The organism is candidate division KSB1 bacterium (genome assembly GCA_016214895.1).
Taxonomy (GTDB): domain Bacteria; phylum Electryoneota; class RPQS01; order RPQS01; family RPQS01; genus JACRMR01.
The window spans coordinates 324396-337185 of sequence record JACRMR010000020.1; the positions used below are offsets into that span (position 1 = coordinate 324396).

The window sequence follows — 12790 nt, forward strand, 5'->3', positions numbered from 1 at the left end:
ACTCGCAAGGATTCCCATGCGCACATTGCTTCGTTGTCTTTGCCTCAGCCTCCTCGTGTGCGTCTCAACTTGCACGGCCGGGACACTGAACATCACCCCTCAAACCGGACTGCAAATCGACGGCGTGCTCGAATCCGCGTGGCTCCGGTGCGGCGTCGCCGACCGCTTTATCCAGCGCAATCCGACGGAAGATGCGCCGCCCTCGTTTCCCACTCGCGTCTATGCCGCGTATGACAAGGACGCCCTGTATTTCGGCTATCTTTGCCTCGATGCCCGTCCCGACAGCATCAGCGGCCGGATCACCCGCCGCGACAATAGTGCGCGCTCGGATTTCGTCGATCTCTACATCGACACCTTTCATGATCGCCGCAATTGCTATTTCTTCACGCTGACCGCCGCCGGTGTCCAATCCGAGGGCACCGTCTCCAATGACAATTACTTTGATGCCGCCTGGGACTGCATCTGGCAATCCGCTGTGGGCCGCACCGATTCCGGTTGGGTCGCGGAAATCCGTATTCCGTTTCAGAGCATCCGTCACGGCGGTCCGCGCGCCGACGGTTGGGGCCTCAACTTCGCGCGCGTAATCGAACGCAAACATGAAGGCTCGTTCTGGCAGCGCGTCGAGCGCAGTCGCGATTTCCGCGTCAGCGAAATGGGCACGCTCTCCGGTCTCGCCAACATCGCTCCGTCGAATCACGTCGAGTTCCTCCCGCACGTGGTCGGTCGCTGGGATGCCGCGGCCATCCCCCCCGGAACGGAATCCTCCGGCAACTGGCATTCGCAAAACGAGTGGGAGAATCTCGGCCTGTACGCCAAGCTGGTTCCCGCGGCGGCCTGGACCGTCGATCTCGCCTATCAGCCGGATTTCGCGCAGGTCGATATCGACAATGAGGTCATCAACCTCAGCGACTATCCGGTGTATTTGCAGGAGAAACGGCCGTTCTTTCTCGAAGCCAAGGAACTCTTCGACACGGCGCCGATTCAACTGCTTTACACGCGCCGCATTGCCGATCCCGATTACGGCGGGCGCCTGAATGGCCACGCGGGCCGATGCAAGCTCAGTATTCTCGCCGGCCAGAATCGCAGCGCCGGCGGCGTGCTGCAGGATGCGGCGGCCGCGCGCGCGCTCTGGGACGTCGGCAAGCTGAGCAACATCGGCCTCACGGCCACGCATCTCTCCGAGCCCGGTTTCCATGCGAACGCGGTCGAAGCCGAAACGCGCTACAAGTGGACGGCCGACAATTCCGTCAACGTCTCCGGCGCCTATGTCGATCGCCGCGGTGACAACACCGAGCCGTTCATGCTCCAGTACCGCCAAAGTCTCGGTCATCGCTACGTCAATTCGTACGTCAGCTCCTTCTATCGCGGCCCGGATTTCGCGATTAATGATCTGGGCTGGAGTTCTTATTCCAATGTTTTTCAGCAGACGCTGTGGATCGGTCGCGAATATTATCCGAAGCATTTCTTCCTCGAGTCCATCGGCTTCGACCTCAGCACGTTTCACAACGCCCTCACCAACGGCAAGTTCGATCAGGGCGAGGCCAATCTCGGGTTTTACCAGAAGACGCGCGGCCAGAACTGGCTCGGCTTTGGTGCCTCCGTCGGCAAATACACCCGCCGCAAGTACGACGACGCGGGCAGCTCTCACGACAACTTCGGCAACTTCGACATCAACGTTCACCCCGGTAACGGGCAATGGCTCTGGTTCGATTCCGACAATCGCCGCCCCGTCGAACTCCACGTGTACACCGGTCACAACACCTTCCGCGAGGGCAAAGCGTACGACATCAACGCGAACATCGTGGCCAAACCGCGCGGCAATCTCGAAGCGACCCTCGCCAGCAATTTCTCCCGCTTTATCGACGTCATCGACATTCGGGACGGCGCCTTGACCGATTATCACATCTGGCGCCTGAACGCGCGTTGGTCGCCGACCTTGGACATGTCGTTCCGCGCGACGGTCCAATTCCTGAACGACAGCGACCTCCTGCTCACCAATCTGCTCTATGCGTGGAACTGGCGTCCCGGCAGTTGGTGCTATCTTGTCTATGATGAGGCCGACCGCACCGTCCGTCCGCTCACGTACGACACTCCCGGCGCGCGTACCCTCCGCGCCAAAATCACCTACTTCTTCACCGTCGGCTGACACCCTGCGCTTCGGCTCCTTCCCCAGTTTCTGGGGAAGTTAGATGGGGTCGGGTTCTGTCGCCGAGCAGCGATTCCTTCCCTGCCGGAATCTTTCTCGCCGAGGTACCCGTCCGCAGGTGCCCGGAATCCGCCTCGGCTCCTTCCCCAGTTTCTGGGGAAGTTAGATGGGGTCGGGTTCTGTCGCCGAGCAGCGATTCCTTCCCTGCCGATATTTTTCTCGCCGAGGTACCCGTCCGCAGGTGCCCGGAATCCGCCTCGGCTCCTTCCCCAGTTTCTGGGGAAGTTAGATGGGGTCGGGTTCTGTCGCCGAGCCGCGATTCCTTCCCTGCCGATATCTTTCTCGCCGAGGTACCCGTCCGCAGGTGCCCGGAATCCGCCTCGGCTCCTTCCCCAGTTTCTGGGGAAGTTAGATGGGGTCGGGTTCTGTCGCCACGCAGCGATTCCTTCCCACACCCCTTCCCTTCCGTCAGTTTCACATTTCCTCCATATTCCGTATATTATGCCCGTTGTTTGAACATATGTCAACCTCGTGAGTTGGCACGGTGTTCTCGCACCCCATCCCCCCTTTCAAGGGGGGATCAGCGGCGGGTGTCGGCATCTCCGTGCTTTCGGACATTTCGATTTTCAATTTTCGATCTTCAATTTCTCTTCATGTCTCTCGACGATCTCAACGAAATCCTCCGCCAGCGCCGCGACAAAGTCGCCGACTTCCGCGCGCGCGGCGTTGAACCCTACCCTTACTCATTCGCCAGGGACACGCCGCTCGCCGACCTGCTCGCGGACTTTGACGCGAAACTGGAATCCGCCGAGGGCGAAGGCCGCAAGTTCGCCGTCGCCGGCCGCATTCTGACCATGCGCATCATGGGCAAGGCCGCATTTTGTCATCTGCGCGATGAACGCGGCGAAATGCAAATCTATGTCCAGCGCGATCGCGTCGGCGCGGAAGCGTATGCCATTTTCAAGCAGCTCGATCTCGGCGACTTCGTGGGCTTCCATGGCACCGCCTTCCGCACGCGCACGAATGAACCCTCGCTGCGCGCGGCGTCCTTCGAGTTGTTGTCGAAAAGTTTGCGGCCACTGCCGGTGGTCAAGGAGCGTGAGGGCGAGGTCTATGACGCCTTCACGGACAAGGAAGCGCGCTATCGCCAGCGTTACGTTGATCTCGCCGTGAATCCCGAAGTCCGCTCGATCTTCAGAGTGCGCGCGCGGATCATCACCGCGATGCGCAGCTTCCTCGATGAGCGCGGCTATCTCGAAGTCGAGACTCCGGTGTTACAGCCGCTTTACGGCGGCGCGCTCGCCAAGCCGTTCACCACGTTCTACAATGCGCTCGACCGCAACTTCTTTCTGCGCATTGCCGACGAACTTTATCTGAAGCGACTGCTCGTCGGCGGTTTCGAGCGCGTGTATGAAATCAGTAAGGACTTCCGCAACGAGGGCATGGACCGCTACCACAATCCCGAGTTCACCATGCTCGAGTTCTATCAGGCCTATGCGGATTTCAACGAGATCATGGACCTCGCCGAAGCACTCTTTCGCTTCGTCGTGCGTGCCGCGCATTCGGGTCCCCCCCCAGTTTCTGGGGGGATTGAAGGGGGGGCGGAGAGCATCCCCGTCACTTACCAAGGCCAGACCATCGACTTCGGAAAACCCTTCCGCCGCGTCCGCTTCTACGATTTGCTGACGGAGCTCACCGGTCAGGATCTGCTCGGTATCGAGCTTTCACAACTCGTAGCGATTGCGAAACATCATCACATCGAAGTCACGAAGGACATGGGGGAGGGCAAGATCCTCGATGAGCTGATGAAGACACACGTTCGCCCGACGCTGATCGAGCCGACAATGATCTATGATTATCCGCTGTCACTCTCCCCGCTGGCGAAGCAGCATCGCGACGATCCGCGCCTCGTCGAGCGCTTTCAGCCGTTCGCGCTCGGCTTCGAGTTGGGCAATGCCTTCAGCGAGTTGAATGATCCCCTCGATCAGCGCGCGCGCTTCGAAGCTCAGCGCGCCTTGAAAGAGGCCGGTGACGAAGAGACGCAGCCCGTTGACGAGGATTTTCTCCGCGCCTTAGAGTACGGCATGCCCCCCACCGGCGGCATGGGCATCGGCGTGGACAGGCTAACCATGCTACTCACCGATCAAACCTCCATCCGCGAAGTCATCCTCTTTCCGCAAATGAGATCTTAGTCATGTTACAACCCGAAAAGAAACACATCGAGTTTCAGATTCCGCCGCAGGCTCACACCTCGATGTATAACTGGCATAAGTACTGGGCCCGCAAGACATGGAATGTTGTTGGCGAGTGGATAGAATCGTATTGCCCTGTGGGCGGAATCGTAATTGATCCATTCATGGGTAGTGGTGTAACTGTGATTGAGGCAGCGCGACGAGGACGGAAAGCAATTGGAATTGATCTGAATCCGGTGGCAGTAGAAATTGTCGATCTGACCCTTAGGGACACTAGTCTTGAGGGTCTCAAGACCGCTTTCGCCAAAGTTGAGCGCGCAGTTGCTCGTGACATTGAATCTTTGTACATGACTGTGTGTCGGAAGTGCCAAGAGGTAATACCGGCTGCATGTTACATCTGGAACGAAGGGAAACCCCAGCTTGTTAGGTATGAATGTCCGCACTGCAACGAACGCGAGATCAAAGGGAAAAAGCTCACTAAAGCGGACGTGGAACTAATCGAGGGATGCGAAGCTCTCCTGGCGGCCAAGAATCTATGGTATCCCGACGATAAATTGTATTATCCTGACGGATCGCCATTCAAGGAGAAGCAAAGGTTTGAGTCGATATCGAACTTGTTTACATCACGCAATTTGTACTGCCTAGCGGTCTTGATGCGCCAAATTGAACGCGAGAAGGACGATCTTTTACGGCGGTTTCTCAAGATTACTTTCTCTTCTATGGTACACAATTGTACCCGGATGATGCCTGTCGGCAATCCGGCCGATACAAATCACTACACATTCTTTAGTAGTCCCGGCTGGACACAGCACTCGTACTGGCATACTACTCGCTTCATGGAGCAGCCGGTTTGGCGAAAGTACAAGAGCGCCTTTCTTGGGCACCAAGGGATCATGAACGCCAAAGAAGAATCGTCTATCACGTTCAAATCACCTGTTCGCTTTGGCAATTCAATTGATCAGCTATTGAAGGATCGCGCTGATGTAGTACTGATCAATGGTTCTGCACTTCCTACGTTGAGAGCCCTTCGTCAGGAATTCGGGGGCGCTGGATTTGCTGATTTTTGTTTCACTGATCCTCCCTACGCGGCTTCCATCCAGTATGGCGAACTGAGTTTCATGTGGGCGAAGTGGTTGGGCTTCAATGGAGAGTATCTCAAGTCCCTGTGCGATGAGGAGGTAGTTGAAAATCCGCGACAAAACAAGAGCTTCGAGTACTATGAGGGAATGCTGTCGTCGACGCTGGGTGAACTCTACGAATGCCTGCGCCCGGGAGCACATACTACTATTACATTTCACAATCCGACATTTCGAGTCAGAAACGCGACTATTCGGGCCGCTGTTCGACGGAAATTTGACTTTGAGAAGATCCATCATCAGCCAACGGCAGTAACTTCGGCGAAAAGCCTCTTGCAACCCTTTGGATCAGCTACGGGTGATTTCTATCTGAGATTCTCGAAACCTATTCATGACCCAACTAGCAAGTTAAGTGCTTGGGACGAAAAGCGCTTTGACAGAGTCGTGATGGATGGCGTGCTTCATGTCCTCGCCGAAAGATGGGAACCAACCCCATACACGATTATTATCAACTTCATCGATCCGCTCTTGTCGCGAGAGGGCTTTTTCCAAGAACTGTATCCCGGGCTTGATGTCAATACTGTACTAAAGAATCATGAAGGAGAAGAGTTGGTTCTCGTTGATGTGAAGATTGGCGGTCAGGAAGGCAAAGCATGGTGGTTCAAGCACCCAGAAAGCGTTCAAAAGAAGGGGGTCCCCCTTAGCGAGAGGGTTGAACAAAGCGTCATTCGCGAACTCAGTGACAAGCGGACTGTTACATTCACGGACATCTGGCGACGAGTGGCCGAAGACTTTCCGAATAGTTTGACGCCAGATGCCATGAGTATCCGTGATGTCCTGAAGGAGTACGCGGCAGAATCGAAAGGCGGCGACTGGCGAATTCAACCGAGATTCAGTGACCGCATCAAGCAACACTCCTTGATGATTTGGAATCTGGCTGAGATCGGCGGAAATCTTGGGTATAAAGTCTGGATCGGTCGAAATGAACAGCGCGAATCAACACCATCCGGAAATCGTCTGAACAAGCTAGTTAGTCTTGACCCCAAATCAGAGTTTAAGTTTTCAGGAGAACAACTCAGATCAATTCTTGATATGGATGTGTTGTGGGTGAAGCGCGGCACCATTCAGTTCGCGTTTGAGGTTGAATACTCAACGAGTATAACATCTGCTGTTGAACGCGGTTCACACCTTCCAGCAAAGACAAGACGATATATATTGCTTCCTGAAGAGCGTATCCCGAAATTCAAGAGAAAGTGCGAGTCTCCCTTCTTCCTGCAAGGCCTCACGGAGCAAGGCTGGCGCATAATTCTCTTCGACAAGTTCACAGCCTCTGTCTCGAAAATAGCTAAGGGCACTTTGGAACTCGAAGACATCGCCTGGGATTTTTCAACCGAGCCAGATGGCAAGAATGCGAGCCAACTTCGATTGCGAGACATTTGACATCCAGCTTCTTCATCGCTCTGCGTTACCTGCGTTCCCGCTCCCACGGTGGGTTCATCTCGCTCATCACCTATCTGTCCGTGGGCGGTGTGACGCTGGGCGTGGCCGCGCTGATTATCGTGCTCTCCGTGATGAACGGCTTCGAGACCGAAGTCCGCGCGCGCATTCTCGGCGCCGACGCGCATCTGCGGCTCACGACCTACGATAACAAGGGAGTTCCCGCGTGGCGGGAAGCGGCGCAGATCGCGCGCGCGCTCGAGCACATCACGGGCGTCTCGCCGTATATCTATGAAAAGGGGATGGTCCGCCTCGGTGATCAGGCCGACGGTGTGATGATTCGCGGCGTCGATCTCGCGAGTCTGAACACCGTGAGCGATATTTCGCGGCACGTGATTTCCGGTCAGCTGACACTCGCGCGCGACGGCATCCCCGGACTCGTGCTCGGCCGGTTTCTCGCCGAGCGCATCGGCGCGGACGTCGGCGACACGGTCGTGGTCTTTTCGCCGGCGGGCATGACGACCACGTTCTCCGCGCCCGCGGTCAAACAGTTCGTCCTGACGGGGATCTTTCAGACCGGCCTCTTTGAGTTCGACGATTTGCTCGGCTACATCGATCTCGGCATCGCGCAACAGCTGTTCCTGCGCGGCGACAAGGTGGACGGTCTCGAAATCAAGCTCGACGACATGTGGCAGGCTGAGGCGGTCAAGTACCAGCTCGAAGATAAGTTCAGCGATCCGTTCTATGCTCAAACCTGGTTTGAGCTGCGGCGCACGCTTTTTTCGTGGATGAAGATCGAAAAGTGGATGTGGACGATCATTCTCTCGCTGGTGATTCTCGTCGCCGCCTTCAATATACTCTCGACGCTCATCATGGTCGCGATGGAGAAGCGCCGCGACATCGGCATTCTGAAAGCGATGGGCGCGCGCGACCGCGATATCGCCCGTATTTTCAGCGCGCAGGGTCTGATCGTCGGGATTTTCGGCAGCCTGCTCGGCGTAACCATCGGGTTTCTGGTGTGTCTCGGCCAGTTGCATTACAAGTGGATCGCGCTACCCTCTGACATCTACTTCCTCGAAGCGCTGCCCATCGAAATGAAAGCGCTCGATTTCCTGATCGTCACCGTCATCGCCATCGCCCTCTCCTACGTCGGCGCGGTTTACCCCGCCAAGCGCGCCGCACAGCTCACGCCCGTTGACGCCATCCGTGAAGGCTAAAGACCTCGGATCTCCCCCCACATCCTGTGGGAGAATTTACGTCGGGTCTCCCCCCACATCCTGTGGGGGGATTAAGGGGGGAACTCTTCTTCTTCTCACTATCTTCCTCCTCGCCGTCGCCCTCCGTCTGCCCGGTCTCGGCGACAGCTTTTACGGCGATGAGAGCTTTTCCGTGCTGCGGGACAGTGCCACCCTGCTTACCGATTCCGAAGACCGCTTCCGCCCGGTCTTTTTTTCATTACTCTACCTGTGGCGGCAGCTCGGATTTTCGGGCGAAGTCGGATTGCGCTTGCTGCCACTGCTGTTCGGGCTGTTGCAACTGCCGGTCGCCTTCGTGGTGGGTCGCAAGCTGCTCAACGAACAGCTCGGCCTGCTATTCGCCGCGCTGATCGCCACGTCACCGATTCTGATCGAGTTCTCGCAAGAGTTGCGGATGTATTCGCTCGTGGCATTGCTCGGCCTCGTGCAACTCTGGTGCTTTCTGGTGTTGCGGGAGCGCTGGTCGCGGTCGCGTGGGATCGTGTTTGTGGTGGTCGCCCTGCTCGGCGTTTACACGCATTTGCATTATTGGCTGTTGCTGGCGGGCTTCGCGCTCTCGTTCTGGCGTGAGCGGCGGCAGCTTCCGTTGTTGAAAAGCTGGGGCACGCTGGCGGCGACATTCGCTCTCTATCTGCCGAACCTCTCCAACGTGCTGCGGTTCACGCACGAGCGCGGCGGTGAATATGCGATGCACTTCGCCAGTGCGTTGCCGAAACTGCTCGCGGCCTTCGTGGTCGGCTACAACTACTTCGCGCTTCCCGAGCAAGGCGTCGGCCGCGCCATCGACTCGACCATCGTCCTGCAAAACAGCGCGCTCATCCTGCTCGCCGCGCTCCCCGTGCTCTGGCTTGGCTGGCGGCTGCTACGCATGCAGCGGAGCGCCGCTGACCGGGTGCATCTGCAAGTCATTCATGACGGGTTTACGATTCCGGTGCTGCTGGCTCTGCTGGCAGCCGCGATCACCGGCAAGAACTGGTTGCAGCCGAAGTACTTGATCTTTTCCGCGCCGCCGCTTCTGCTTGCGCTGGCCTTCGCCGGGCTGTGGCTGACTCGCCGCTGGCAGCAGCTCGTCATGGCGGGCTTCGGTGTCGTGATTCTCGGTCTCGCGATTGCCCACTTCTACGACTCGCCGCATTTCGGCCGTCGCGAGGATTGGCGCGGCGCGGCGGCCATTCTCGAGCGCGACCTCGGCCCGGAGACCAGACTCGTGATGACGCCGGGAACGTGGTGGATGCTGGACTACTACGGACCGGGCACGCAGGCCTATCGCACGAACGAACTGCGGCCGCCGCGCACGCCGTTGAACGAGGTCGAGTTTGTGCTGGCGCTGCGACGCGAATTGGGCGGCGTGTCCTACGCGTATTACCTGCGCATCGACACGATCCAGAATGACGTCGATCCCTACGATCATCTGCCGGAGTCCCTGGACATGCTGGGACCACGCGTGGAAACTTGGCAATTGAATCCGCGGGTGAAACTGATCAAATGGCAGCTGCGGTAAATCGAATCGCCACCTCTTGCGGGGTGGCGATTCTGCAGCGGGTCTCCCCCCACGTCGTGGGGGGATTAAGGGGGCGGGCGGAGTTGACGTCAGAACTGAAAATGCACCATCAGTTCCGCGTGCTGCGTGTTGCGCGCGCGGTCGGATGAGGAGTAGAGCCGGTAGCGCGGCTGAATATCGATCCACGGGAGCGGGAAGACTTGCAGGCCGATACTGGTGCGTTCGGCCTCGCTGCCGTCGGGATCGCCGTTTTCGAGCCAGTCGTATTGACCGCTGAGCCAGATGCCCGGCTGCAGCATGGTGTTGAGCTGCGTCGTACTGTACGCACTGACCACGTCCGCCCCGCCGGTGGGGTTCCAGTCCTTGCGGTCGTATTCGAACAGGAGCGCCGTGGTCAGGAAGCCGAAGCCGCCGGAGCAACCGAAGGTGCCGTCAAGTCCCTGCCAACCGATGCCGCCGAATCCGCCCCAGGCTTCGGTGCTGCGTTTGTCGGTGAACATGGCTTCGGAGGTGTAGCGCGGCGCGTAGATGTAGCTGCCGCCGGCGGTGAATTGCAGGCGGAATTTTTCGAGGCCGCGTTGCAGTTGCGCGCGCGCGAACCAGCGCTTTTGTTGATCGGTGGGCAGCGGATAGTTGATTTGCGCGCTGGTGAAAGACGCGCTGAGATCGAGCCACCAGGGCCGGGCTCCGATTTCCGCGCCGGTGCCGTAGTGGGGCGGAATCGGCTCGCTCTGGGCCGAGCCGTTGAACGGCGCGACGCGATCATCGAGTCCCGAGTACAATCCGGCGCGCACGTAGGACGAGTGATCGGCGAAGGCCCAGCCGAAGCTTTCCTGAAACTGTCCAGCTTTGACGAAGCCGTGGAAGGGCAGCACTTCGGCCAGCCCATAGGCTTCGAAGCGGCCGTTATGGTCGGCCACGCCGCGCGAAAGATAGATCAGGAACTGCTCGCTGGGCTGCAAGGTGAGATACAGGGAGCCTTCCATGAGCGACATGGTGCCGGTGTTGCTGGCGAGCGGTGCGGACAGTCCCTGTTGGTGTTCGGTGGCGGCGCTCTGCGAATTTTCGCTCATCCAGATTGTGCGGAGATCGGCGCCGATAATCACGGATTCGGAAAGTTGCGGTTTGATCTTGTCGAGCTGCTCAAACGCGAGCGGTCGCACGGGCAGATAGTTGGGTGCGAAGAACTGCGACCCGTAGAGCGAGCGTTCGCCGCGTCCGGTGGGATTGGCATGACAGAGGAAACAGCTCTGGCCGAAGATGGCGGAGTAGTGGGCTTCGGCCCAGGCCGACGAGCTCAGGGCCAGCAGCAGCAGCAGCAACGGGAATCGGATTTTCACGCGGGGTTCTCCTGTAAGCGGTTATCGGCGGTCGCACGCCAGGGGAAATATAAGGAAAGTGTTGGAAATCGGCAATGTTACAGAGCCGTTGCGACTCGCGAGAAACCTCTTATATTGTGTTACGGCGCGCTGCGGAATCCGCTTCCGGGGGGGATCCGGCGCCGGATGCCTCGGCAGGCGCACAGTTGCGGACACCACCCTTTACCCTCCCGTGGGCGGTAGGGTGCCCGAAGGTACAGACGCCCGCTGCGCGAAGACACGCCCCCCCGGCCCCCCACAGGATGTGGGGGGAGAACCGACGCACCGCTTCCGGCCTTCATCCCTCGTCCCTCATTTCTCATCCCTTCCGTCCATGCCTCTGCGCTTTTCCAAGTACCACGGTCTGGGTAACGACTTCATTTTGTTGGATTGCCGTGACTTATCCACACCGTTGACACCGGAGCGGATTCGGTCGCTCTGTCATCGACATAAGGGCATCGGCGCGGATGGCATACTGGTTCGCGAGGCGTCGGATGTTGCGGACCAGCGGATGGTGTTGCACAACGCGGACGGCAAGCCTGCGGAGATTTCGGGGAACGGGCTGCGCTGTTTTGCGATGTACGTTCACGAGCGGGGCGAGGGCAACGACGGTGAGCTTTCGGTGGAAACAGGCGGGGGCGTGCTGCGGGCCTGGGTGCGCGGGGAGCGCGATGTGGAAACCACGATGCCGGCTCCGGCGGCGTTGCGGCAGGCGTGGGAGTCGGGAACGCGGCCGAAGTTGGTCCAGCTTTACGCGGAGGGCATGCCGTTTTCGGTGTTGCCGGTGAATGTGGGGAATCCGCACGGCGTGATTTTCGGTCCGGCGCGGGACATTCCGTTTGCGGGAAAGTACGGCCCATCGCTGGAGCACGACGCGCTGTTTCCCGAGGGTGCGAATATCCAGTTCGCGCATTTGGTCTCGCCGATCGTGGTCGAGTTAGTCGTGTGGGAGCGCGGCTCGGGCGTGACGCTGGCCTGTGGTTCGGGATCGGTGGCGACGGCCTGCGCGGGCTGTAGTGCCGGACTGCTGCGGTTTGACACGCCGATTGCCGTCAAGATGCCGGGCGGGACGCTGACAATTACGGTGGGTGGGGGCTTCGCCTGGATTCGGCAGCGGGGTGAGGTGATGAAGGTTTATGAAGGAGTATGCAATTTGTGAGGGTCGAGCAAAAGTGTTTTTGACCAAACAAGGGCTTACTCGTTATCGATCATGGAGATAAGCGAGAGGTCGCCACGACGGACATAGAGGCTGCGGAGCTGGCTGAGGAGCGAGCGAAGCTGGCGCTCCATGCGGGAATCGTAGCGGGAGAAGCGGTCGAGGTGGGGAATGACAGATTCGCGCGTCAGTAGTTTAGCGGCGCTGGCATTGGTCGCCTGATATTCGAGGCCATACAGGCGGAATAGACGGAAGTACTGAATGGCGATACGATCGACGAGGAGTTTCTCCTCGTCAGTGTGCGGATGGTAGTTCTCGTGGAGTGTGGCGCGGAAATCTTCGAAGGTATCGCGTTCGTAGTCACGCAGATAGATGAGGAACATCTCATCGGTAGCGCGGAGACCGTGCTTCATGGCATTGAGGCGAGGGCCGATAGGGGTGGACATGGGGGGAATGGTCAAGGAACAGGGAACAAGGAACAAAGCCGAGTGGGGTGGATTGGGCTTAATATACGAAATATTTGGCGTGAAGGCAAGTGAATTTTTATTAAAAGCAACAAATAGTTGAACAAAAAAGGGGTTAGGCGGATATTGTGTCTGGCTAAGGGATTGATGGGGATGGAGATAGAGATTGGCGGAGGATGGGCGGATGGGGTGGTGGGAGAGGCG

At 58.4% G+C, this 12790-nt stretch carries 8 protein-coding genes; 6 read left to right on the forward strand and 2 right to left on the reverse strand.

Translation table 11 applies throughout. The features are described from left to right. Nucleotides 1-55 precede the first annotated feature (55 nt). The 5 genes from HZB60_11215 (at nt 56) to HZB60_11235 (ending at nt 9608) form a co-directional block, all read left to right on the forward strand. Entirely contained in the window at nt 56-2146 is a 2091-nt protein-coding gene (locus HZB60_11215; protein ID MBI5060335.1) for a carbohydrate binding family 9 domain-containing protein, read from the forward strand. 653 nt (nt 2147-2799) lie between these two features. Further along, nucleotides 2800-4338 carry a lysine--tRNA ligase gene (lysS, locus tag HZB60_11220; protein MBI5060336.1) on the forward strand — a complete coding sequence of 513 codons (1539 nt, stop codon included), beginning with the start codon at nt 2800-2802 and terminating at the stop codon, nt 4336-4338. Nucleotides 4339-4340: 2 nt separating this feature from the next. Then, nucleotides 4341-6854, forward strand: a complete 2514-nt coding sequence (locus HZB60_11225; GenBank protein MBI5060337.1) for a hypothetical protein — start codon at nt 4341-4343, stop codon at nt 6852-6854. Beyond that, nucleotides 6851-8068, forward strand: a complete 1218-nt coding sequence (locus HZB60_11230; protein ID MBI5060338.1) for an ABC transporter permease — start codon at nt 6851-6853, stop codon at nt 8066-8068. Before HZB60_11225 ends, HZB60_11230 begins: the two co-directional genes overlap by 4 nt. Nucleotides 8069-8240: 172 nt before the next feature. After that, nucleotides 8241-9608 carry a glycosyltransferase family 39 protein gene (locus tag HZB60_11235; GenBank protein MBI5060339.1) on the forward strand — a complete coding sequence of 456 codons (1368 nt, stop codon included), beginning with the start codon at nt 8241-8243 and terminating at the stop codon, nt 9606-9608. Between the two features lie 89 nt (nt 9609-9697). Here the strand turns inward: HZB60_11235 and HZB60_11240 are convergent, their stop codons facing one another. Beyond that, nucleotides 9698-10948 carry a hypothetical protein gene (locus HZB60_11240; GenBank protein ID MBI5060340.1) on the reverse strand — a complete coding sequence of 417 codons (1251 nt, stop codon included), beginning with the start codon at nt 10946-10948 and terminating at the stop codon, nt 9698-9700. A 352-nt stretch (nt 10949-11300) separates the two neighbouring features. Between HZB60_11240 and dapF the strand changes: the two genes are divergently transcribed. Beyond that, nucleotides 11301-12125, forward strand: a complete 825-nt coding sequence (gene dapF, locus HZB60_11245) for a diaminopimelate epimerase (GenBank protein ID MBI5060341.1) — start codon at nt 11301-11303, stop codon at nt 12123-12125. Between the two features lie 35 nt (nt 12126-12160). On the opposite strand, the gene HZB60_11250 is transcribed toward dapF, so the two are convergent. Then, nucleotides 12161-12568, reverse strand: a complete 408-nt coding sequence (locus tag HZB60_11250; protein ID MBI5060342.1) for a hypothetical protein — start codon at nt 12566-12568, stop codon at nt 12161-12163. Between the last annotated feature and the right edge of the window lie 222 nt (nt 12569-12790).

Excerpts from the sequence above, each read along its gene's own strand:
- HZB60_11225 (MBI5060337.1), top strand. The coding sequence starts at position 4,341 with ATGTTACAACCCGAAAAGAAACACATCGAGTTTCAGATTCCGCCGCAG.
- HZB60_11250 (MBI5060342.1), bottom strand. The coding sequence starts at position 12,568 with ATGTCCACCCCTATCGGCCCTCGCCTCAATGCCATGAAGCACGGTCTC.
- lysS (MBI5060336.1), top strand. The coding sequence starts at position 2,800 with ATGTCTCTCGACGATCTCAACGAAATCCTCCGCCAGCGCCGCGACAAA.
- dapF (MBI5060341.1), top strand. The coding sequence starts at position 11,301 with ATGCCTCTGCGCTTTTCCAAGTACCACGGTCTGGGTAACGACTTCATT.